General features: G+C 46.9%; 12 protein-coding genes and 6 pseudogenes. 1 reads left to right on the top strand and 17 read right to left on the bottom strand.

What is annotated here, in order from left to right:
- Window positions 1-11: 11 nt before the first annotated feature.
- From argD to argC, 4 genes are read right to left on the bottom strand one after another with little or no spacing between them, the layout of a single operon-like run.
- Entirely contained in the window at window positions 12-1172 is a 1161-nt protein-coding gene (gene argD, locus ACR1UW_RS05585; protein WP_498934825.1) for an acetylornithine transaminase, read from the bottom strand.
- Window positions 1169-1945 carry an acetylglutamate kinase gene (gene argB / locus ACR1UW_RS05580; protein ID WP_429893663.1) on the bottom strand — a complete coding sequence of 259 codons (777 nt, stop codon included), beginning with the start codon at window positions 1943-1945 and terminating at the stop codon, window positions 1169-1171. The genes argD and argB overlap by 4 nt, the downstream gene beginning before the upstream one ends.
- A 12-nt stretch (window positions 1946-1957) precedes the next feature.
- Entirely contained in the window at window positions 1958-3190 is a 1233-nt protein-coding gene (argJ, locus tag ACR1UW_RS05575) for a bifunctional ornithine acetyltransferase/N-acetylglutamate synthase (protein ID WP_498934823.1), read from the bottom strand.
- A 16-nt stretch (window positions 3191-3206) separates the two neighbouring features.
- Window positions 3207-4241, bottom strand: a complete 1035-nt coding sequence (argC, locus tag ACR1UW_RS05570) for an N-acetyl-gamma-glutamyl-phosphate reductase (protein WP_062898469.1) — start codon at window positions 4239-4241, stop codon at window positions 3207-3209.
- Window positions 4242-4564: 323 nt separating this feature from the next.
- Between argC and ACR1UW_RS05565 the strand changes: the two genes are divergently transcribed.
- Window positions 4565-5251 carry a Crp/Fnr family transcriptional regulator gene (locus ACR1UW_RS05565; RefSeq protein WP_062898468.1) on the top strand — a complete coding sequence of 229 codons (687 nt, stop codon included), beginning with the start codon at window positions 4565-4567 and terminating at the stop codon, window positions 5249-5251.
- Window positions 5252-5523: 272 nt separating this feature from the next.
- On the opposite strand, the pseudogene ACR1UW_RS05560 reads toward ACR1UW_RS05565, so the two are convergent.
- The 13 genes and pseudogenes from ACR1UW_RS05560 to ACR1UW_RS05500 form a co-directional block, all read right to left on the bottom strand.
- Window positions 5524-5727, bottom strand: a pseudogene (locus tag ACR1UW_RS05560) (RHS repeat-associated core domain-containing protein); the annotation flags it as partial.
- A 146-nt stretch (window positions 5728-5873) separates the two neighbouring features.
- Entirely contained in the window at window positions 5874-6278 is a 405-nt protein-coding gene (locus tag ACR1UW_RS05555) for a hypothetical protein (RefSeq protein WP_227412674.1), read from the bottom strand.
- 160 nt (window positions 6279-6438) lie between these two features.
- The gene (locus ACR1UW_RS05550) at window positions 6439-7629 is read right to left on the bottom strand and encodes an ISL3 family transposase (RefSeq protein ID WP_289643738.1); all 1191 of its coding nucleotides are present in this window, start codon (window positions 7627-7629) and stop codon (window positions 6439-6441) included.
- A 314-nt stretch (window positions 7630-7943) separates the two neighbouring features.
- Window positions 7944-9309: pseudogene (locus ACR1UW_RS05545) on the bottom strand (ISLre2 family transposase).
- 271 nt (window positions 9310-9580) lie between these two features.
- Window positions 9581-10333: an IS21-like element helper ATPase IstB gene (istB, locus tag ACR1UW_RS05540; protein WP_011230286.1), complete on the bottom strand. Its 753-nt coding sequence runs from the start codon at window positions 10331-10333 to the stop codon at window positions 9581-9583.
- Window positions 10330-11836: pseudogene (gene istA, locus ACR1UW_RS05535) on the bottom strand (IS21 family transposase). The gene istB and the pseudogene istA overlap by 4 nt, the downstream one beginning before the upstream one ends.
- A gap of 150 nt (window positions 11837-11986) precedes the next feature.
- Window positions 11987-13124, bottom strand: a pseudogene (locus tag ACR1UW_RS05530) (RHS repeat domain-containing protein); the annotation flags it as partial.
- A gap of 242 nt (window positions 13125-13366) precedes the next feature.
- A complete protein-coding gene (locus tag ACR1UW_RS05525) occupies window positions 13367-13825 on the bottom strand; it encodes a DUF4304 domain-containing protein (protein WP_498934819.1) in 459 nt (152 codons plus the stop codon).
- An 11-nt stretch (window positions 13826-13836) separates the two neighbouring features.
- A pseudogene (locus tag ACR1UW_RS05520) lies at window positions 13837-14622 on the bottom strand (RHS repeat-associated core domain-containing protein); the annotation flags it as partial.
- Window positions 14623-14847: 225 nt separating this feature from the next.
- Window positions 14848-15171, bottom strand: a complete 324-nt coding sequence (locus ACR1UW_RS05515) for a hypothetical protein (RefSeq protein WP_006324135.1) — start codon at window positions 15169-15171, stop codon at window positions 14848-14850.
- Between the two features lie 374 nt (window positions 15172-15545).
- Window positions 15546-16100: pseudogene (locus ACR1UW_RS05510) on the bottom strand (RHS repeat-associated core domain-containing protein); the annotation flags it as partial.
- A 373-nt stretch (window positions 16101-16473) separates the two neighbouring features.
- Window positions 16474-17094: a hypothetical protein gene (locus ACR1UW_RS05505; RefSeq protein ID WP_074042954.1), complete on the bottom strand. Its 621-nt coding sequence runs from the start codon at window positions 17092-17094 to the stop codon at window positions 16474-16476.
- 10 nt (window positions 17095-17104) lie between these two features.
- A complete protein-coding gene (locus ACR1UW_RS05500) occupies window positions 17105-24088 on the bottom strand; it encodes a DNRLRE domain-containing protein (protein WP_498934816.1) in 6984 nt (2327 codons plus the stop codon).
- Window positions 24089-24319: the final 231 nt, after the last annotated feature.

Raw genomic sequence — 24319 nt, 5'->3', positions numbered from 1 at the left:
CGGCCGTCCGTTTACAAGACGGCTGAGGCGTTGGCGTTGTTCAACACGTTTGTCAAAATGTCCACCGCTTCATCGATTTCCGCTTTCGTCACGACAAGCGGCGGCAGCAGGCGGATCACGTTCGGCCCCGCCGAAAGGACGAGCAAGCCGTTTTCATGAATCAATGGCAACAGCGGCGCGACGTCCGTTTGGCACTCGATTCCGACCAGCAACCCGAGCCCGCGCACGTCCTTGACGATGTCAAGCGGGGCGAGCGCGTCATGGAGGCGCTCAAGCAAATAGCGGCCTTTCTCCTGCACATCTTGCAAAAACGCCGGATCAAACACAACTTCAAGCGTCGCCTTGGCGGCGGCCATCGCGATCGGGTTGCCGCCAAACGTCGACCCGTGCACCCCAGGTCCAAACGATTCTTTCAAAAACGCTTTGCCGATCATCGCCCCAACCGGAATGCCGCTGCCAAGCCCTTTCGCTGCGGTGATGATGTCCGGCTCCACATCAAAGTGCTGGTACGCAAACGGCTTCCCGGTCCGGCCGATGCCGGTTTGCACTTCGTCGATGATCAGAAGCGCCCCGTGCTGTTGACACAGCTCCGACGCTATTTGCAAAAACGCCGGATCCACCGGGCGGACGCCGCCTTCCCCTTGGACGACCTCAAGCATCACCGCGGCCACTTCTTCGTTCATTGCCTGCTTGAGAGCGTCGACATCATTCAGCGGCAAGTGAATGAATTCCGGAAGCAGCGGACCAAAACCGCTATGCACTTTCTCCTGCCCGGTCGCGGCCATGGTCGCGAACGTCCGGCCGTGAAACGACTGGTGGAACGTAATGACTTTGTGTCTCCCAGTATGTTTGCGCGCCAGCTTCAGCGCCGCTTCGTTCGCCTCGGCTCCGCTATTGCAGAAAAAGACGCAGTCGCCGGCGCTGTGGGCGACAAGCAAGGACGCGACCTCTTCTTGAATGGGAATCGTAAACAAGTTCGATACGTGCCAATATTGATTCAGCTGCTTTTCAATCGCCTTTTGGACGTGCGGATGGCGATGGCCGAGATTGCAGACGGCAATGCCGGAGACAAAGTCGAGATATTGTTTTCCGTTTACATCGGTCACCACCGTCCCTTCGGCCGACTGGACGGCGATCTTCCAACGGTTGTAAGTCGGAAACAGCGCGCTCATAAATATACCCCCACTTCTTTGCGAATCGTTGTGCCGTGCCATGTTCCGTTCTGATAAAACGTCGTTTTGCCGCTGACGATCATCACTTCCGGCAGCGCATCGGATAGGGCGGACAGCGCCGCTTTCACTTTCGGAATCATCCCGCCAGTGATGACGCCGTCTTCGATCAGTCGTTCAATCGTTTCCGCCGTCGCCTCGGCCACGAGCGCGCCGTCTCGCAAAATGCCGGGCACGTTCGTCACAAACGCGAGCTGGCTGGCGCCGATGGCCGCTGCGACCGCCCCGGCGGCCGTGTCGGCGTTAATGTTGTACGTTTGCCCGTTTTGGTCGATGCCAAGCGGGGAAATGACCGGGATGTAGCCCGCCGCAAGCAGCGTGCGCAACAGCTGGGAACGAACGGTTTTCACACGGCCGACATAGCCGAGTTTGGCCAAGTCGATCGGTTCTGCTTCAAGCAGCCCCCCGTCCACGCCGGAAACGCCGACCGCCGGCAAGCCGTTCTGCCTGAGCATCGCCACAAGCTGTTTGTTCACTTTGCCGGAGAGCACCATTTCCACAACGGCAAGCACCTCTTTCGTCGTTTTCCGCAAGCCGTTGACAAACTCGCTCGGCACCGCCAGTTTTTTCAACATTTGCCCGATTTCCGGCCCGCCGCCGTGGACGATGACGACATCCATCCCTTGTTCCCGCATCGTTCTGACGCTGGCAAAAAAGGCGGGAGACAGCTCATCGAGCACGCTGCCGCCGCATTTGATGACGACCGTTTTCCCCATCGTTCTCTCTCCTTACGTCCGATAGCTGGCGTTGATTTTCACATAATCGTACGTCAAGTCGCAGCCCCACGCGACGCCGAAGCCATCGCCCAAGTGCAAATCCACCTCAATGACGACCGTCTCTTGTTGCAAATACGCCGTCGCTTCTTCTTCCGAGAACGGCTGCGGCTCGCTTCCTTTCAGCATCACAATCGGCCCGATCGCGACATCAACATTGTCCGGATCAACGTCAGCGTCCGCATAGCCGATCGCGCCGATGATCCGCCCCCAGTTGGCATCCGCGCCGTAAACGGCCGTTTTCACTAAGTTGGAGCCAACGATTTGCTTGGCGATTTTTTTCGCTTCCTCATCCGTTTTCGCGCCGCGCACGCGCACTTCAATGAGCTTCGTCGCCCCCTCGCCGTCTTTGGCGATTTGCTTCGCCAAATCTTCGCACGTTTTCCGCAGCGCCTCATAAAAGTTTTCCCAATCCGGATGATCCGGCGTCAGCTCATCATTTCCAGCAAGACCGCTTGCCATCACGACGACCATATCATTTGTCGACGTATCGCCGTCGACCGTAATTTGGTTAAACGAAACGTCCGTAATCGACCGCAGCGCCGCGTGCAGCACCGGCGACGAAACATTGGCATCCGTCGTGATGAATGCGAGCATCGTCGCCATGTTCGGATGGATCATCCCCGACCCTTTCGCCGCTCCGCCGACGGTGACCGTTTTCCCGTCGATCGTTGTTTGGTAACAAGCGCGCTTCATCACCGTATCGGTCGTTAAAATCGCCGTTTGAAACGCCTCCGCATCCGCCATCGTCACCCCTGGAACAAGCTGTTTGATGCCGGCGCGAATTTTTTCCATCGGCAAATATTCCCCGATTACGCCCGTTGAAGCGACGGCCACATGGTGCAGCGCCAGGCCAAACTGTTTCGCGCACAACTCACGCATTTCATAAGCGTCCTTGAGCCCTTGCGCACCGGTGCAGGCGTTCGCGCACGCGCTGTTGACGATGACCGCCTGCAATTTTTGTTCTACAGCGAGGCTCGCCTGCGTCACTTTGAGCGGCGCCGCCTGAAAATGGCTTTGCGTATACACCGCCGCTGCCGAAGCGGGCACGTCGCATAGAATAACCCCTAAATCGTTTTTCGAATAGCGCAGCCCGGCATTCACCCCGGCCGCTTGAAATCCTTTCGGCGTCACCACTGTTCCATCGGCGACCGCCGTCACTTGCCCCGTTTGTTTTGTGATCGTCATCGTTTTTCCCCTTCCCTCACGGATAGATCGGCAAGGATCGGAGGCCCTCCGCCTCATCCCAACCCATCATCAAGTTGAAGTTTTGCACCGCCTGCCCGGCAGCACCTTTCATCAAGTTGTCGATCACCGACACGACCGTCACCCGTCCCGTCCGCTCATCGTAGGCGAGGCCGATGTCGCAATAATTTGAGCCGTACACGTCTTTTGTCGCTGGAAACTGTCCAAGTTGACGGATGCGGACAAACGGCGAACCTTCATAACTTGTTTTATACAAATCTACCAAGTCGTTTGGCGAAATCGATTGTTTCGCCTTCGCATAAATCGTCGCCATAATGCCCCTTGTCATCGGAATCAAATGAGTGCTGAACGTGATCGGCGCCACCGCTTCATTCCACGTCTGCAGCGCTTGTTCAATTTCCGGAATGTGCTGGTGGGCGTTCACTTTATAAATTTTCACATTTTCGTTCACTTCGGAAAAATGTGTCCCGAGCCCGGCTTTCCGTCCCGCGCCCGATACGCCCGATTTGGCGTCCACGATGATCGAGTCTTCCTTAATTAATCCTTCTTTGACAAGCGGCGCCAAGCCAAGCAGCGTCGCTGTCGGATAGCAGCCCGGATTGGATAGGAGCACGGCTCCGCGCACCGCCTCGCGGTTCCACTCGGTCAATCCGTACACCGCCCGCTCTAAATACGCAGATGGCGCCGCCTCGCGCCCATACCATTGTGCGTACACCGCGCCGTCTTTCAACCGGAAATCGCCCGATAAATCGATCACTTTCACTCCCCGATCCACGAGCGCCGGCGCCCACTCCCCCGACACCCCGGGCGGCGTGGCGAAAAAGACCGCGTCATACTTGGCAAGCGCCTCGATTTCAAGTTTATGCAACACCGCACCATCGACCGCGCCGACGTGCGGGAAACTTTCCGATAAATGAATTCCATCCTGCGACGACGAGAACACGTCGCACTGGCTCACGTGCGGATGCCCGTATAGCAAGCGGAACAGCTCCGCGCCGCTGTATCCCGTCGCCCCGATGATTGCCACTTTCATGACGTTCCCCCTCACCCGTATGCCTCATGTAGTTCTCATTATAATACTGTATAAAAATAAAATCAAATGTATATTTAATAATTTTTGAGGATTTTTTTCTTGCCCCTCCCTCCGTCTATGGGAAACGAATACCGATTTGTCCCCGCATCCAAGGTGCATCCTTGACTCCATTGTCCTCATGTCTTCGGGATGCAAAGACTTTCACAAACGATTCCATCGATGTTCAACAAGTTTTCAATCTTTTCACTATCCTTATATTGACTTCCCTCTTTTTTCCTGTACACTTTTAGATAGCGATACATTTTACGTAAGGTTGTGATCGGATGAACGAGATGGAATCTCGTGAATGGCTGAAGCGACTTACATCGCTCGGACGCGATCTTCGCCTTGAGAAGGGAACGTACTTGTTTCAAGAAGGGGAAAAAGCAGACGATATTTACTATATCCAATCGGGGAAAATCCAAATCAGCAAAATGGACATGGACGGACGGGAGCTCACGCTGCGCATTTGCAGCCAAGGCGATTTGATCGGCGAGCTGACGCTGTTTTGTCCTGGGGCCCGCTACATGCTGACGGCGAAAGTGCTGGAAGACGGCGTCGTTTCCGCCATTCGGCGTGAAACGCTCGAGAAAGAGCTGGCCAACAACCCGAAACTGGCGATTGAGTTTATGAAATGGATGAGCCTCCATTTCCGCAAAACGCAGACGAAGTTCCGCGACTTGATTTTACACGGCAAAAAAGGAGCGCTCTATTCAACGCTCATCCGTTTATGCAACAGCTACGGCGTCATGAAAGAAGACGGCATTTTGATCGACGTGCCGCTGACGAACCAAGAGCTCGCCAACTTTTGCGGCACCGCCCGCGAAGTCGTCAACCGCATGCTCAGCGATTTGCGGAAAAAAGGCGTCATCTCCGTGGAAAAAGGAAAAATTTGCGTCCACAACTTGCAATACTTGCGCGACGAAATCGCCTGCGAAGGCTGCCCGCCCGAGCTGTGCCGCATTGACTGACGGGCAAGTGCGGCAAATAAAAGGGAAGGCCGTTCTCGGCGCTCAGGGGCGGCCTTTGCTTTTTTGAAGCAAACACTCCCCTGCTGTTGAAAGCTACACTGCCTATCAACGATGCACCTGCAACCATCGCCACGGCTTTCCAACCACCTTTTTTTAAAGGCTTGGCATCCACCATACGCCGCAACCCCCGCGTTGACGGCAAACCAGAAGAAATGCCCATCCGGATCTATCAACATCACTAGATTGTTATTTGCGTACGTGTATCCATTGTGCGTCAAGATATCGTCCGCATCCCCCGGATCCGGATCTAGGGATAGGAACACGCCATGCGTTGGATGATAGTACCAGGCGATCAGATAATACAGACCTGTTTCGTTGTTATATTGATACCCCGCATATCGGTATGAGTTTTCCTCCGCCAAGGCGCCGGATTGGGAAAGAATTTTGCCCCATGTGTCGTACTGGTAGCGAACCACGACGTTTCCTTGCACATCTGTCAGGGAGATAACATCGCCGTTCGTGCTTGCCCTTCCTTGAATGGTCACGAAAAAAGAACCTTGAAAGGCTTGTTGCCAATCAAGGATCCTTATTGTTCTGTCCTAGCGTTCAAGGCGAGGCTTCTTTACTTAGCTTCGTTAGAATAATGCAAGAAAAGAGAATCGACAACCTCTTGCGGAAGCTGTTGATTGGCAAAATTAAGCGCCACCCATGATAGAACCGTTTGATCCATTGGACGCCAAGTTTTTACAATCGGCCATGCATCCACACGATGGTTCGCATCTCGAAGTCCTAAAATACAAATGCCGTAATTTCTATCCCCCCATATAGCCCATTTCATGGAAGAAGGCAACCAAATAACTGTATACGAATTGTATAACATTGCATCAGCTGGACTTTCCTTAGGCCCCAATTCCAGGACATTTACATATTGATCAGATGTTAAATGAACAGGGGGTTTCACCCAATTATAGTAACCAAATTCTTCATAAAAGTATTCTGGGTCTTCACCATTTTCTGTGATTTCCACTCAACCCCAGAAATATGTTAGCTGGATGAAATCGGTTCATCAGTCAGGATCCTTCTTCCGCATACAGACCACGAAGTTGGTAGAATGGAAACAGTCAAGTGCTTTCCTTGACGGGTTCCATTCTACCAACTATCATACCGATAGCGGAAGAAGAGAGCGCTTAAGCAGCCTGACTACCTGTAGTGTTCCCTGTACACTCCAGAAATACACGCAAACGAAACCGTTCTCGATTTCGATAGCCATATGCCCGGCGTTTGATGTTTTTGATCTTGTGATTCGTCCCCTCGATTCGGGCATTGGTATATGGGCACAAAAAGTAGGAAAGAATCGGCTCCTTCCACCTTTCAAGCGTGTTGGCTGCTTTCTGAAAAGAAGCAAAAGGGCTCTGTTTGGCTAACTGAATCCATTCTTCCAAGCGTTCCTTTGCTTCGTTATATCCATCGGTTCGGTAAAAATCCCGAAACAACTCTTTCAGATAATAAGCAATGGAAAGTACCGGATACTCCTCCAAGATATCGTCCAATCGAAGCCGTTGGTCCTTACGAAGCTTTTCACAGCCTTTTAAGAGAAGATATCGAGCCTTTTTCAATGGAGGAAATTCCTTTCTTGCTTGATCCAAGGCTTGTGTCACTTTTTGAATCACATGGTACTTATCGATGACAATCGAAGCAGATGGAAACAGGGCGCGAACCGCCTTATGATAAGGTTCCCACATGTCAAGAATCACCGTTTGGACCCTTTCTTTCGACAGGACATTTTGGCTCAACAAGTGGAGGGCGGAGTCACATTGGCGATCGGCATGCATTCCCATGACCGATCCGGCTTTGGCATCCATCAATACGGTTTCATACTGATGTCCCTTTTTTACCGCGATTTCATCTAAGCTAAGCACCATCTCTTCTTGAGAAGATGCTTCTATCGCTGTTTGACGCTCTTTTGCTTTTTTCGATGCAATGAAGTAATAGATGCGCTCCAATGTCGTATATGGGATGCGGTGCTTTCGGCTAACCTCTTGAATGGTGGAGCCTTCACAAAGTTCATACAAGTACTCACAAAATCGATTGGTGTAGTGTTGATTGGGTTGAATCGATTCCAAAGAGGCGGAAAACACTTGGGAACAATTCCAGCACCGATAGCGCTTTACCTTTACGAACAAGTACACCGGTTGATGGAAAATCGCCAAATCCCGTACTTTTCTTGTCCGTCTGTCGTGGACAGAGGAAGTGGCAAACCCACAATGAGGGCAGCGTTCCTGTGTCTCTGTTTTCTCTACATGAATCGCATAACCATAGGAAAGAAGTTCTTGTTTAATCACTTTAAATTCTGGCAATCCTAGTGGTATCGAAAGCACTTACGAGACCTCCTTAATGTTGATTTCACCGCTAACATTATTGCCAGGATCTCGTCAGTGCTTTCTCTTTTTTGTCACTAAATCACAAAATTTGGTGATGAACCTTATTTTTTTATTTATTTTAATATAAAAAAAGTTTTTTTTCAACTGTAAATTACCATTCGAGTCAGTCAAGACTTTGTGGAGAACATTTTTTCGGTTCACTACGGGCGTTGTCAATCACTAGTTATCGAACCATTTTCAGGAATTAATATCGTAAGCGCTTTCCGACTCTCATCCCTCATCTTGAGACGATGATACGATATTCCATTTTTTTACACCCAACCACCATCCCGGAGCGCCGACAACGCTTGATGGATCGGCGTCCCGGATGACTGTTGCAGACACGGTATATTCTGACGCACCACATCTGTCCACAACCGTCCTGCCTTCCGTTTGGCCTGTTCGATCCGCTTGGACGTTGTTGAGGCCGAGACGGCCGACTGGGGCTCTTGCTCCTCCCACCGTCCCTTTCTCCACCCGATCCCGTCGATTCGGGCTGCCATCACCCTCAGAAACGCCCGAAGCCCTTGGTCTTTCCAGCTGCGGCGGGATTTCACCCGATGCGCAAATCGGCTCATCACACTCTCCGCATGGCCCATCGAACGCATGCCGGTCGTCTCCACCCCTTGCTCCGACAGCCACCCCCGATAGTCCCGGATGCATCCCGGCATCGACTCGATCCGGCGGATCATGGCAGCCAGCTGCTGTTCTTTCGCTTCGTCCTCCAACGTGCCGACCGCGCTGTTCAGCTCCACGAGAAGCCCTTCTTCGTCTTGTTTCGCCAGCTTCTTCCGCACCTCCCGCCAACGCGGATGGCCGGACAGACACTGACGCAGCTCCCGCGCCACATGAAATCGATCCAGCTGAAAGCACGCCCGCTTCCCAAAATACTCCCGGCAGGCCGTGATCCACGACGCCGCGTCGCCGTTGATGATCAAAAGGTCCCGGCACGGATCATAGGCATATTCGTTCATCAGCCACTCTTCAAACCGTTCCCACACGTCTCCCGCCCCTTCATGGAGGTAGTGGCGCCGGTTCACCAGCTCAAGCTGCGACCCGTTTCGTCTCCATCCCTCGTGAACCGCCAGGATTTTCTCTTCTTTCGCCCGTTTCCCTTTCCCCTGGCGGGAAATAAACAGTCCATCCGCCTCCACAAACAGCACCCGGCCGTGCCGTTTGGAAACAGGGTGATGCAGCGAGACAGGGGCCCTCCAGCACCAGTTGGCGAATCGCCTCGTGGCTGAGGACCGCATACCCCACGATCGACTCCAGCGTGCGAGCCGCTTTGCGGTAGGAAGAGCACTCTACGGCCAACTCGACCGCCGTTTCCTCGAGGCAAGGACTGATCGATTGGGCCCCATCAAAGCCTAATTCGGCATCCAGCAAGAAGGTATAGTTCCCCGTTTGCCGGTCATAGTAGTAGTTCCGTCGAAACGTCACTTCTCCAAACAGCGTTTGGATCGTAGTCGGCCGTTTGTCTTTCAGCTGATGCCGGCGCTTGTCCCGCGCTTCCGCCAGTTGTTGATCGATCTCCTCCAAAAGGGCCGCCAACAAGACAGCGAACACCTTTTGAAGAGTTCTGACTAATTGCTCCTCCAGCTCTTTTAATAAAGGCCATTCTGTGGTAAGATGTTTCATGGACTCTCTCCCTCCTGTTTTATGGATGTTGGTCATCACCATCATAGCAGGGAGAGAGTCCTTTTTGCATGACATTTGCTTTTTCTACCGCGCTTCGCTTGGTGGCCCCGACGAGCGTCGCGAACAAAAGTTCGCAACCCTCGTCGGGGAATCATTCCGGAATGCCACCCACAAATATTTTACTCACACGTGGACTTTCCCTAGGTGTTTTTTGCAAGCAAAAAATGCAGAGAAGTGCAAGAAAAAATACATAGGCTTGCCAGCTCAAGACTTAAGGTTCCAGACCGGAGGCAGAGGACGGCTGGATCGCGGAGAGAGCGTTCCGCAGTCGATAGCTCTCTCCCGTAAAGGCCAAGATGTGGGCGTGGTGAACCAAGCGATCCACCAACGCTGCCGTCAAACGGTTGTCCCCAAACACCCGATTCCACTGTCCAAATTCTAGATTCGATGTCACCATGACGCTTTTTCGCTCGTAACAGTCGGCGATAATATGAAACAACAGTTCCGATCCTTGCTTTTGAAACGGCACATAGCCGAGTTCATCCAAAATCAACAGTTCGCATGGGTCGAGGCTTCGTTTCAGCCGTCCGAGCGTGCCGTTTTTCAACGCCTCTTCCAGCTGGGCGACAAGATCCGCGACGCGGAAAAACCGAACCTCATGGCCTTGTTGGCACGCCTGAATGCCAAGTGCTGTGGCGAGATGGGTTTTCCCCGTTCCAGGTGAACCTAAAAGCAGAACGTTTTGCTTTCGCTCCAAAAAGCGAAGGTCACACAGTTCCTCCCTCGATGTCGTGGCTGGCCAATGGATATGACCCGACCATTCGTAATCCTTCAGCCATTTCAACTCCCGAAACTTGGCTTTCTTGATCAGCCGAGCCTGTTTCGCTTCTTGGCGGCACGACAGTTCCAGCGCCAATACATCCCGCAAAAACTGTTCTTTCGTTTCGAATCTCACCTCCTCGAATCGATCTGCGATATAGGCCAAATGCAGCGCTTTACAAATCTCTTTCACCTCTGCTCTCATCTCTGGACACCCCCTTCCCGAGCGGGATGAAGACGTTGATCATACACCGTTAAATCCGTTTCATAGTCGATTAGAACGGAAGGGGTGTATGATTCTTCCCACTTGTCCGGGTAATAGGAGTGCTTCGCTTCCATCAACACGCCGATTTCATGAGGAGCCAAGTCCCATCGCTGACTCTCCTCGAGCCACTGGGCGATTTCGTAAAGCGTGTGCCGATCCAACAGCGCTCGCAGTCCTTTCAAACGGGCCACCACCTGGGGCGGGGGGCCAGCCAGAATACGTTCGGATCGCCTCCGGCAAGTACGTCCGGTAGCGGGAATGTCCGACAACCCGGGGTTTGGTCTCCCACTCAGCGAAAATCTCTTTCCAAGGGATTTCGCGTTTCACGTTCGTATACGGCCTGGGCGCTTCAAGATGGACGTCTCCATCGGAAGAGAACACAACGAAACGATTCCATTCTTTCTTCACCAACACCCGGTTGGGGACGGACAGGCCATGGACGACGAACGCCTTCCCATCCACCATCACTTCTCCGTACTTATTCACGTAAGCGTGATCGAGGGAGAAGATCGGAAGATCTTGTTCCGGCAACGCCAACAGCTCCGGTTGCTCTTCCTGCCATAGTTCCTCGATCCACCGCCCCTTTTCATAATGAGGACGGTTTCGGTCCTCGACCATCTTGCGATGCAGCCACTCCACCAGCTCCGGATCCGACTCCATCAATGGAGCGGGGATGAAACAAAGGTTGCGAGTGTAATAGACTTTTCGCTCCGCATTTCCTTTCTCATGTCCACTGTATGGATTGCACACTTGTACATCAAACCGATAGTAGAGTTGAAATTTCTCAAAAGCCTCGGTGAATCGGCGTTCTCCCCCTTTTCGAATCGACACAATGGCCGCGGACAAATTGTCAATGCGCAATGCCTTTGGCACTCCCCCAGCCTGACGAAACAGCTGCGTCAACCCATGGAGGAAGCATTCACTGTTTTCCGCCGGCAGCGGATAAGCAAACGCAGCGTTGCTATAGGGAAAGCTCATGATCAAAACCGATCGCTCTTCTTCCTTCCCCTCCTTCGTCACAACCGTCATCTTCCCGAAATCCACCTGCGCCTCGCCTGGCGGGTGCTCCAGTCGTTCATAGCGCTGTTCTTTCTCGAGCTTGAGCTGCGGTCTTCGTTTTTGCACGTACGCGCAAACGGTGCGATACGAGCCTTGAAATCCATGGTCACGACAAAGCGCTTCAAACATCGTCTTGTTCGTTCGCCGTTGTTTTCTCGGCAGTTTGGCATCCTCCTCCAACCAGTCATCAATGATTTGCCCGTACCCTTCTTCCTCCATCATCCCCTTTTTGCGTTTGATGGTTGGTTGGACAGAAATGTCTCCATCTGCGTATTTCTTGACCGTTCTCCAGTTATATCCCGTTTCACGGGAAATTTCCGCAATCGATAACCCTTTCTTTTCACGCAGTTTTCTGATACGATTAATTTCGGGCATTGCCAGCATCCTTTCGCTCCTCCACTGTTTGGTTATGTGTTCACAACTTCCACAGTAGAGGAAATGTTAGAGGCTGGCAAGCCTTTTTTCTTTGCCTTCAGCTCTGCACTTTTCGTTGCAGAACTCTGTATTTTTATTTTGCAATAAACACGCAAACCCAGCGTTAACCGCAAACCAGAAGAAATGCCCATCCGGATCCACCAACATTACTGGGTTGTTGTTCGCGTACGTATAGCCGTTCTGTGTCAAGATGTCATCCGCATCGCCTGGGTCGGGGTCGAGCGACAAGAACACGCCATGCGTTGGATGATAGTACCGGGCGATCAGATAGTACAGACCCGTTTCTTGGTCATATTGGTACCCCGCATATCGGTATGGATTTTCGTCCGCCAATGCGCCGGATTGGGAAAGAATGTTCCCCCACGCATCGTATTGATAGCGGGCAACAATGTTTCCTTGTTCATCCGTCAGGGCGATCACGTCGCCATGGGCGTTATAGTGGTAAAAATACGTGGCGTTGCCTTTTTTCATGGCAAGGAGTTGCCCATTTTCTCCGTATATATATGATCTTACCACATTTCCACTTGCATCGGTTTCATACAAGACGTTGAGGCTATCGCCTTGGTAATGATAGTTCGTAACGACGCCATTCACATTCTTTTGGATGCGTCGGCCGTCTTCATCGTATTTGTACGTCACAAACGGCGTGCTTTCGCCTTTTCTCGTAACCGAAACGAGCTGGTCCGCTTCGTTCCATTCATATTGATACTGACCGTCTTCCAATCGGTTGCCGTTCGCATCGTACGTGATTGTTTCGTCACCGAAACGAACCAACTGATTCGCCGCATTATAATCAGCCGTGGTCGTCGTCGACTGCCCGTCTTTCGTTTTCACGATTTGCTTCCGATTGCCGAATCCATCGTACGTATACGCGATCGTCGTTCCATCCGGCAGCTGTTCTTCCACTAGTTGATCAAGCGCATCGTAGCGATAAACGATCGCTTCTCCTGTTGGATACTCAATTTTCGTCCGGTTGCCATTTTCATCGTAGCGGTACGTTTCCGATAATAGTTCGGTTCCGTCTGCCGTCCCCACCACAAGACTGTTCACCAAGCCGCGGTCATCATACGTAAAGGTAGCGCCGGCTCCGTTTCCAGTCGTAAATGTGCGAACGTGGCCTCTCTCGTCATAATCAAAACGGTACGTATCGGTACGTATACGTTCCATCTTGGACGATCGTGTTTTGATCCAAGGCGTTGTATTGGTAGGTGACCGTTTGGCGAAACGATCCGTGAGAGAACAGGAACTGTTGTCATTGATCCGAGATCGTCGAATCAACTCTTTTCCACTTTTTCTAAATTATAAATTTCATTTTTAACAACAATGCGATTGTTTGCCACCCGCAGATTTCCTTTCTTAAGCTCGGTTTTGGAAAGCCTCTCCTAAAAAGAAAAAAACCTTAAGAGAGGCATATACTCTCCTAAGGCTAGGAAGCTAAAATACATCTGTTACTTCGTTCTAACTCGAAATAAAACACTCTTAACATTCATCGACATCTTCTAACTTAAAATATTTTTTCACGCGTAATGGAATATCATTTAAATGGTCGCGTTTCTTTAGTTCCATTAACAGATCTTCTTCCGTATGAATCTTGTTGAACATTCCAAATATCTCTCTTTCAATAAACTTTTTTAGTTCATTCTTTCTATCTTCGTCAGGTATAGAAAGATCAAAATCTAATAACTCCATGATTCTTGCATTTTCTTTATCATCCAAGGAACCTAGCCCATGGGAAACATGCATCATAGAACGACCAAGCTCAAGGTTTTTTATAATAAATCCGTAATAAATATAGTAAAAATTACCGTATCTTGATTTTGATAATCTAATTATTTTTATAATCTCATCATTACTAAAGCTCCACTGATTTCCCCTCTTTTTAAAAGAATGAGATTTAAACAAATCATCTAAATATTTTATAAATTCAGATTTATCCATTCTATCACCCCTTAATAAACATGCAAAACTGTTTTCCATTTTCCTCCACGTTCTTGTTCAAATATTCGCTTATATTTTTTTAACTGTCGCTTTCCTTGAGCGATTGCTCTAGGATTATAAGGCTTTAATTCATAGATTGTTCCTGTATTGAAGTCCACAAAATCTGGACGAATTCCTGGTATCTCATTATATTCTTTATACCTTCCTTTTGTTGGATTATGCAAATGAGCCATATATTGTTTATGCATCTGTCGGCCAAGTTTTAAACTAGATTTTGTATATGTTTTACTTCTAATAATATACTTAGCCGTATTTCTAACAAGTTTAAACCTTCCTCCACCAATCGCACCTAAGGCCGCTTTTTTAGCGACATATTTCCATCCTCTTCCGGTTTTATACGCCTTATACCCATCATACGCCGCAAACCCTGCATTGATGGCCAGCCATACCCAATGCCCATCCGGATCCACCAACATCACTGGGTTGTTGTTCGCATACGTATATCCGTTCTGCGTGAGGATATCGTCCGCATCCCCTGGATCTGGATCCAAGGACAAGAACACACCGTGCGTCGGGTGATAGTACCGGGCAATTAGGTAATAGAGACCCGTTTCTTGGTCATATTGGTATCCCGCATATCGGTATGGATTTTCGTCCGCCAATGCGCCGGATTGGGAAAGAATGTTCCCCCACGCATCGTATTGGTAACGGGCCACGATGTTTCCTTGCGCATCCGTTAGGGCGATGACATCGCCATGGGCGTTATAGTGGTAAAAATACATGGAAGTACTTTTTTGTGATGAGAAACTATATAAGTTGCAATTTTGTTTTACATGGCATTGTTCGCTCTTCTTGTCACCGTGCCAGCTTGTCAGGTGATAAAGACGGGACATGGAGATCGGAAATTCTTTATTACAACCTATATACCTAAATTTTTTCTTTGTTTTCTATTCATTTTTTTCACATAAAAATAAAAAGACTATCTCATAAATCATGAGATAGCCCATATTACAGCTGTTTTTTTAAACATAATTTCCATGTTCGTCTATTCCTATTGGATAATATGGCATTTTTTCAATAATTCTAAATAGCTCCTCATGTTCACCTGACAACCAATCAACACAAAAATCTTTTGGATTTACATAGTATTCATTTTCCTCATTATCGTTTAACTTGTCACACTCAAACCAATATTTCCTAAATACGGCAATTACTCTTCCGCTAATACTTAATTCGTATTCATATCTCTCTTTGTCAAGATTCGGATCTAAAAATTCCTTTTCTTCTTCAATTGCCTCTTTTAATTCTTTTACATATTTTTGAAAAAGTATTTCATAGTCGTTCATTATCATGGCCTCCATTCATCAGGATAATATCTTTCCTGTTTACTACGATTACATCTTTGACAAGCAGTTTTTAGATATTTTGGATTATTGGCATATTTTATACGTGCCTTTCTAGACATGGCATACCCTTTCTTATAATAATGCTGCTTTAATGATGGATTATGATCGACCTCTAGTTTACCCCCTTTTCTACCACAATACTGACAAGTATAATTATCTCTCTTTAAAACTGCATCTCTTACACTCTTTCTAGTACCATTTCCGTAATGTTTTTTACGATTGTAAATTCCTTTATTTACCTTTATTTTTTTAGGTATTTTCTTTTTAATAACCTTTTTAACAACATACTTAGTACCTACTCTAACAATAACATAAGCAGCAACTATAAGGTAAGGATTACGCCCATCACTATCCGTTAGCATTACAGGATTATTACTTACGTAATTATAGCCATTTTGAGTTAAAACATCATCTTCATCCCCTGGGTCTGGATCCAAAGAAAGGAACACGCCATGCGTTGGATGATAGTACCGGGCGATCAGATAGTACAGACCCGTTTCTTTGTCATATTGGTATCCCGCATATCGGTATGGGTTTTCGTCCGCCAAGGCGCCGGATTGGGAAAGAATATTCCCCCACGCATCGTATTGATAGCGGGCAACAATGTTTCCTTGTTCATCCGTCAGGGCGATGACATCCCCATGCGCGTTATAGTGGTAAAAATACGTCGCATTGCCTTTTTTCATGGCAAGGAGTTGCCCGTTTTCTCCGTATATATATGATCTTACCACATTTCCATCCGCATCGGTTTCATACAGAACGTTTAGGCTATCCCCTTGGTAATGGTAGTTCGTAATGACGCCATTCACATTCTTTTGGATGCGCCGGCCGTCTTCATCATATTTGTACGTCACAAACGGCGTGCATTCAAGAGTTAATAGAAGTAGAGTAATCCACTCACTATAGCAATTGGTATAAGGGGTAGAAAAGTTGCGAAAAAAATTTTTAAAACAGGGAGAAGCAAATATAAAGTTTTAGAAGATAAAAACGGTAGTAACTGATGATTTTTCAGTTGTTTATAGTTAACGAAAATCATAAAACAGGACATCTTTTTCAAACTGATTTTGGCGTACAATGTAACGAAAAAAATATCTTGCAGGAGTTTCGTGGGTTATGTGTATAGATTGTTGCTCTTGTCGTTTATTCGCCACTACACCCCTTCTAAAAAAGAAACCTTGAAAGGCTTATAGCCAATCAAGGTTCTCTTTGTTTTATTTTTGTGTTCGGAATAGACATCTACATTTACTTAACACCGTTAGAATAATTTAAGAAGAAAGTATCAGCAATTTCTTGTGGAAGTTGTTGATTTACAAAATTGAGCCCCACCCACGATAAAACTGTTTCATCAATAGAGCGCCAATTTTTTAAAATCGGCAATAAATCCGCACTATTGTTTACATCTTGAATCCCTAAAACACAAACCCCATAACTTCTTTCTCCCCATATTGCCCATTTCATTGAAGGAGGTAGCCAAATAACAGTATAAGAATTGTACAGCACTGCATCCGCTGGACTTTCCTCAGGTCCTAATTCAAGAACATCTAAATATTCATCAGGTGATAAATTGACAGGGAGTTTCATCCAATTATAATAATTAAACTCTTTATAAAAATATTCTACTGGATTAGGGTCTAACACTGCGGTAAGGACATAATCATCTTTTGTTTCTATAGATAATTGCTGGATTGTGCTCCAAAAATCTTTGTCCATTGCCCAGTCAAACTCTTCAAACAAAAAATAATTGAATTGTTCCCGGAATACCTGTTCAGGCAATCTATTTTCTATATAAAACGTATCACTAGCTATTCCTATTAATTTATTAAACTCTTTTTTTTCCCTAACAAATAAAGTTTCTAAATTCATTGGACTCCCCCTATTTTAACCTAATTTTTAAAGTCATTCTTTTGCTCCCTTTTGGATAAAAGTCAGCGGTTGAACCACCTGTGGATTTAGCACCGTCGCGAAGAACATATTTTGCGCCATCTTTTGTCAGTATTATTGTTTTTCCGTCTTTAGATATTGATTTTTTCCATCCATCTCTAAGTAGATTTTTTTCGAACTGTGCTTTAGATACATCAGTCGCTCTGTTAGCATAACGACTACCAGATTTAGTCACATCTACATATTTAGAAGCTTTGCCTGTACCCTTTATAATAAATCTACCTGTATTTCTAACAAGTTTAAATTTTCCTCCACCAACAAAACCAATAGCTGCCGTAGCCGCGACGCCTTTCCATCCTTTTCCTGACTTGTATGCCTTATACCCATCATACGCCGCAAATCCCGCGTTGATAGCCAGCCATACCCAATGCCCATCCGGATCCACCAACATCACCGGGTTGTTGTTCGCATACGTATATCCGTTTTGCGTGAGAATGTCATCCGCATCCCCTGGATCTGGGTCTAGAGAAAGGAACACGCCATGCACCGGATGGTAGTACCGGGCAATCAGATAATACAGACCCGTTTCTTGGTCATATTGGTATCCCGCATATCGGTATGGATTTTCGTCCGCCAAGGCGCCGGATTGGGAAAGAATGTTCCCCCACGCATCGTATTGGTAACGGGCCACGATGTTTCCTTGCGCATCCGTTAGGGCGATGACATCGCCATGGGCGCTATAGTGGTAAAAATACGTCGCATTGCCTTTTTTCATGGCAAGGAGTTGCCCGTTTTCTCCGTATATATACGATCTTACCACATTTCCGCTCGCATCGGTTTCATACAGAACGTTTAGGCTATCCCCTTGGTAATGGTAGTTCGTAATGACGCCATTTACATTCTTTTGGATGCGCCGGCCGTCTTCATCATATTTGTACGTCACAAAAGGAGTGCTTTCTCCTTTTCTTGTAATGGAAACCAATTGGTCCGCTTCGTTCCATTCGTATTGATATTTTCCATCTTCGAGACGGTTGCCGTTGGCATCATATGTGATCGATTCGTTTCCAAAACGAATGAGCTGATTGGCAGCGTTATAATCGGCATTGGTCGTCGTCGACTGCCCATCTTTCGTTTTCACGATTTGCTTCCGATTGCCGAATCCGTCATAGGCATATTCGATTTTCGTGCCATCTGGAAGCTGCTCTTCCACTAATTGGTCTAGGGTATCGTAACGGTAGACGGTCGTTTCCCCCGTTGGGGATTCCACTTTCGTCCGGTTGCCGCTTTCATCGTAACGGTACGTTTCCGATAAAATTTCTTTTCCGTCCGCCGTACCGATCGAAACGCTTTCCACTAAGCCGCGGTCATCATACGTAAAGGTTGAACCGGCTCCGTTTCCTGTCGTGAAGGTGCGAACGTTTCCTCTCTCGTCATAGTCAAAGCGGTACGTATACGTTCCGTCTTGGACGACCGTATTTTGATCCAATGCATTATATTGGTAATTGATCGTTTGGCTAAAGGACCCATGTGAGAACATAAACTGTTGTAATTTATCCGATGTCGTCGGATAGGTCCACTTTTGTACCCCTCCACGGTCGGATTGTTCAATGACACGATTCGCGGAATCAAATTTTCTTGTCTTGGTCGTGCCGTCCTTTAAGTATTTTACAGAAAGTTCATTTCCGTTTTTATCGTAACTAAATTCGTAATACGGAACGTTGTTGTAAGAAATCGTTTTGACCCGTTCCGTTCCGTCATACGTCCATTGAATCGTGTTTCCTTTCGGCAAGACGGTTTTGATTTTATTTCCGTTGGCATCATATTCATTCGTTGTCACATCATTGAGCGGACCAACCGTTTTAATGAGTTTTCCAGTCTTATCATAAGAATAACTAAATCCTTGTGACTGACCGCCACTAGTTTGAATGACTTTGGAAGTCATGTTGCCGTTCAAGTCATAATCATAGTTGACGGACGTTCCATTCGCCAATAGGAGCTGTTTTAAACGATTTGATGCGTCATACTTGTACTCTTTCTTATTTCCTTTCTTATCGTACTCGCTTAACAGGTTTCCTACGGCATCATAATTCTTTTTCGCCACATAGCCTTCTTCATCCACTTCTTCCGTGACATAATTTCCGCTTGCATCATACTTGTTTTTCGTCACCACGTTTCCTTCCATTAAACGGATCGCGTCAAACCATACCGTTCCCGTGTAATTGCCACGGAAGACAGCGGATATGTCGATTTTATCAATTGGCTTGGAAGGTTGAATCGAAACGGCGGCACGGTTCCAATCTTGATTGCCAGTAGGGAAATCGGCGATATACGTTTGGGTCGTTCCATCCACAAAGTATACTTTAGCCGTAATGGAATAATCGCTTGCGCTCACTGTGCCATTGGCTTTTACATTTTCAGCTTTCGAAACCCCAGTAAGCGTAAGGTGAATTGGTGCATCACCAGATGTTTGGCCAACGATGATGGTCTGCTTATACTCACTTGCCGATTGCGTGGTGCTTGTTCTAGATATTTTTAGTGAGTACCCTCCATCAAATGATTGTGTAGAATCTACGCTTCCTCCTGTTCCACTCCAATTCGTGGTGGTTCCTTCAAAACTACTATTTACAACTGGGTTGTAGCTGGAAGAAACCTGCGCTTCTTCCAATTGAACATTATCAAACCAGGCTTCTCCGGAAGCATCTGGAGACTTATGATCGACCTCTAAATAGACGCGAATTTTGGCTGCATTCGAAGGAGTAGTAAACGTAACTTGCCGCTCTGTCCAAGGTCTTGTGCCTGTAAGTTGGCTATAACGATGATCCGCCCAAGAAATCGTTTGATTTTGACTATTCATGAATTGAACATTGAAAAAGGCATTGGCTTTAGTTAAATTCGTTTTGATCTTCCCGCTTAACGTATACGTGGTATTTGGTTTCACTGTGATTTCTTGGGTAGCCGCTACATAGCCAAGTTCTGTATTAGGAGAAGTAGAGTCAGCGACGATTTTTAACGTTTTTCTCCCTGTCAATCCATTATATACATTCGTGTCTTCCAGTAATTGCCCAGAATCATAATGACTGAGAAGATTCCAAGCTGTGATTCCTTGTTCAAAGCCGCTATTAGAGAGCAAATTCGTGGCACTGCCTAATGTATCGCTTTCTTCAATGATATTCCCATAGGCATCGTACTTCGATACAGAAGACGTTTTTCCCGATTGATCCGTTTCGGATACAGGATTTAAGCCATCATAGGCAATCGTGGTTGTATCGCCTTCCGTATCTGTCATGGAGATGACATCATTATTTTTGTTATACTCGTATGTTTCCGTACCATAACTATCTTTCGCCGTTAACACATTCCCCTTGGCGTCATACGTATATGATTCAGTAGGATTCGCTGCATTTTGATCATTCGGATCCCGTGATTCTACTAGATTATTTCCCTCATAAACATAGCTTGTCGTAATGTTTAAGCCATCTACGTCTTCGATAATTTGAATTGGGTTCGCTGCTTCATTAAATTTATACTGAATTTTACGGCCATTCGGTTGCGTTACGACAAGTTGTCGTTTTGTTTGGTCATAGTTCATCGTATAGATGCGGTTTTCAGGATCAATCGCTTGGCTTAGCCTGTCGCCATGATAAATGAACTGATTAACGACCGGTTTTGCTTCCGTATGCGTCGGTTCCAATACTTTCTCTAATCGACCAAGTTCATTATATTGGTATCTCGTTACTTCCCCGCCCGTCTGGGTTACTTTTGTTAACAAGTCGTTGTTATACTCATACGTGATTGTCCGATTCATTGGGTCGGTAATTTTCTGGATTCTGCCGCTTGCGTTGTACTCCATACTCAGTTTTCTGCCCGACGCATCGGTAATCGACACTAGCTTTCCGTTAGAATAACTGTAGGTAGTGGCATTCCCATGTCCATCTACGATTTTAGTTAACTTGCCGTCACTTTTTTGAAAGTGGATTTTCGTTTGATCTTTTGTCGTCAGTATATATTCATCGGTTGTTTCGCTTAACTCCAAGTAAACACCTGTCGGGGCTTTATAAGTTCCATCGGATAATTTCGTGAATATATGGAGCGTGCCATCTTCATCCGTAAATCTCGCTTCATTTCCTTGGGCAACGATGTTCATTTCCGCATCGCTATGCCATCCTTTTCCAAACAATCCAACCGATGTGGATAAACTATTGTAAGTTCTTGTGATTTCAAGCCCCGGTCCTCTTCCGGAAATCGAAACATCGTCTTCGTCTATAATGAGATTACCGGTGGCGGCATTCACGCTGCCATACGGAACATCAATGATGGACCAGTACTCCTCTTTTCCTAAATATTCATTCGCCCCCGGAATTTTCACTGTCAATGCATTGCTGGAAAATACCGTTTCTCCATCCGCGTTGTATGCACTGAGTCGGAAGTAGTAATTGGTGCTTGTGGCGTATTTTGTCCCCATTTTCTCATACATTGGGGAAGGATCTTTCGGAAGTTCCAATCCTTTTCCATCATGATGCAACGTTAAGGTGCTGGAATCCCCCTGTTGGATTTCCTCCGGAGTTGGCCAAATTCCTTTGTTTTGTGTCGTCCAATGGTCCACGTCTCCTACATCAAATGCTTCATAGTAAAGTCCATTGAAAATCCACACTTTATACCCTGTCGCTCCAGGAATCTTATCCCAGTTTAACATGACATAGCCAGAGTTGCTCCCCGATTGATTGCTGTAAGCAAATCCAGAAGGTGCTGGCGGCACTGGCAAATCTGGAATACTAGGCATATACGCATCAGAAAAGACGGTTTCCCCTTGAGAGTTATAGGCACTTACTCGAATCCAGTAGTTGGTAGCCGTTGCGTATTTTGTTCCTGCATTGGCATAGACCGGGGACGGGTCAACAGCTAATTCTGTGCCAAGACCATCGTTTAAATGCAACTTATATCTACCTGCATTAATTTCCGTGGATGTTGGCCAATACTTTTTGTTTTTCGTTGTCCAAGAAGTGACGTTCCCGACATCTAACGATTCATAGTAGGAACCGTTAAAAATCCAAATTTTATACCCCGTCGCTCCACTCACAGGATTCCATTTGAAATCGATATATCCTGTTCCGTTTCCGTTTGTATAACTTACCCCCGTCGGAGCAGATGGTTTTGCCAAATTCGGAATGGTCGGCATATACGCGCCTGACATGGCGCTTTCGCCTTGAGGAAAAATCGCACTGACTCGGAACCAGTAGTTCTTGCTATTCGGATAACTTCCTCCTGAATTTCGATAGACCGGGGAAGGATCGACAGCAAGCTCCGTCCCTAACTGATCTTGGTGCAAGTCGTATCTTCCAGCGCTAATTTCAGAAGGGGTCGGCCAGATTTTTTTCCCCTTTGTACTCCAGGAAGTGACATTGCCTACATCAAACGCTTCATATGATTTCCCGTTATAAATCCAAACTTTATAACCCGTAGCACCAGGAACCGGATCCCATGATAAATTGATATATCCTGTGCCATCCCCATTACTGAAGGCCGTTCCTGTCGGCGTATTTGGAACTGGTATCGTATACGTAACAGACAAATATGGTTTATAACTGCTATTCGTAGTGGAAACAACTTTTTTCCAATACGTTTGTCCATTGCCATTCGTATGAAGTTTAAATCCGTAATTTTGCTTTGTCCCGGATGCCCATTCTTTTACCGTATTCGTTACATCAAATTGCGCCCATTGGTCTCTTGCGACATCAACCTTGCCAATGTTGGTGGAGGAAGGTTTATTATTCCACGTTAACGTGCTCGCGGACCATGGACCGTTGACAACATCTAGCCATAGACCTGTTGGTGTTGTTGCATAATACGAATGGGTGACATATACATTGAATGTGGCACTCGTCACATTCATATTCTTGATGCTCGATAGATCTTGATTCAAAAAGCCATAGCAAGTACCTGTTGTTCCATCATAATACCCCACCTTTAAAACGTATTGTCCCTGCGCCGAATCCCACTTACTTGATGAGGAACTATAGTTGGTTGTCGGATAAGCACTCATTACAAATGCATCGGTAGACACATTAATGGAAGTACTCGGATCAATATAAACAGGGTATACACGTTTAGGATCCTTCAGCCACTCCGGGTCGGCTTTGATCGTTAAAATATATCCTTGATCATCCTGTTGTAATTCATACGTTACATTCTCTGAGCGCTGCACCTCGCCAGAGCGTTCATCGACATTCGAATCCACCATAAACGGCTTCGGCAGCTCAAAAACCCTTTCATTTTCTTTATTTGTAAATAAAATGGAGCCATCGTCTTGAATGTCTGCATGTAAATTCGTTTTCAGACGGAATTTGAAAATATGATAGCCAGTAAAAGAATGAAGAACTAAATCTTCTTTCGTTGACTCGTTAAATGTAATATTTTGCAGGTCTATACTTGGAAAAATGTTTTTATGAAGAATTTTGTTGTCTTTTTTCTTATAGGTAGCAGCAACATCCTTCGCCTTTATCGGTTGTACGTCATTACCTGCTGCCTCTAAAATAGAATAGGAAATCGAATATCCATTGTAATGGAACGTGGCGTATTCTCCATCGACCATCTTTTTATAAAAGTTTGTCTCCAAAATGGTATTCTCTGTTTCAACGTAATTCGTATTATTGGTGCTATCCGTTAGGCTAGAAGATACTTCCTCAAATAGTTTTTGCCCCTTTTTCTTCACATGAATAGGCTCAAAGTAGATCTTCTTTGTAAACGTGCCGTCACCGTTGTAGTAAACCTTTGTATTCTCAGTTCTTTCTTCTATGATTTCCCCTGGCTTGAGATCACGTTTCAGAGCTTCCGGCACCTTTGGCGGCTCCTCTTTTGGCTCTACACGGTCAACCCCTGATCGGATCGTTTCGGCAAGTCCCTTTGTCGGGACGCTTGACATCACTAAAGCCCATACGACCATCCAAACCAACCATCGTCGCAAACGAATGTTTCTCATATGCTCTCCTTCCCGATTTCCATTACTTTTACAATCAAATTGTATCTTTCCTGCTCCCTGCCATCCATCATTTTCGACAGACAAAGTTCGACATGGCTTTGGGCTGGAACGTCTATAATCCTAATAATGAATGTTGAGATGTTTCCCTTTTTTATTTATTTGAGAACGAGCATAGAAGAAGAGGTAGGCTTTTGAAACGACCCTTTGCAAAACCGTTACAAGGAATTCATG

Origin of the sequence: Geobacillus lituanicus, from assembly GCF_050994965.1 — a bacterium.
Lineage (GTDB): Bacteria > Bacillota > Bacilli > Bacillales > Anoxybacillaceae > Geobacillus > Geobacillus stearothermophilus.
This window is presented reverse-complemented; position numbering and strand designations above follow the sequence as displayed.

Excerpts from the sequence above, each read along its gene's own strand:
- argD (WP_498934825.1), bottom strand. The coding sequence starts at position 1,172 with ATGAGCGCGCTGTTTCCGACTTACAACCGTTGGAAGATCGCCGTCCAG.
- argB (WP_429893663.1), bottom strand. The coding sequence starts at position 1,945 with ATGGGGAAAACGGTCGTCATCAAATGCGGCGGCAGCGTGCTCGATGAG.
- argJ (WP_498934823.1), bottom strand. The coding sequence starts at position 3,190 with ATGACGATCACAAAACAAACGGGGCAAGTGACGGCGGTCGCCGATGGA.
- argC (WP_062898469.1), bottom strand. The coding sequence starts at position 4,241 with ATGAAAGTGGCAATCATCGGGGCGACGGGATACAGCGGCGCGGAGCTG.
- ACR1UW_RS05565 (WP_062898468.1), top strand. The coding sequence starts at position 4,565 with ATGAACGAGATGGAATCTCGTGAATGGCTGAAGCGACTTACATCGCTC.
- istB (WP_011230286.1), bottom strand. The coding sequence starts at position 10,333 with ATGAGAGCAGAGGTGAAAGAGATTTGTAAAGCGCTGCATTTGGCCTAT.
- ACR1UW_RS05525 (WP_498934819.1), bottom strand. The coding sequence starts at position 13,825 with ATGGATAAATCTGAATTTATAAAATATTTAGATGATTTGTTTAAATCT.
- ACR1UW_RS05515 (WP_006324135.1), bottom strand. The coding sequence starts at position 15,171 with ATGAACGACTATGAAATACTTTTTCAAAAATATGTAAAAGAATTAAAA.
- ACR1UW_RS05505 (WP_074042954.1), bottom strand. The coding sequence starts at position 17,094 with ATGAATTTAGAAACTTTATTTGTTAGGGAAAAAAAAGAGTTTAATAAA.
- ACR1UW_RS05500 (WP_498934816.1), bottom strand. The coding sequence starts at position 24,088 with ATGAGAAACATTCGTTTGCGACGATGGTTGGTTTGGATGGTCGTATGG.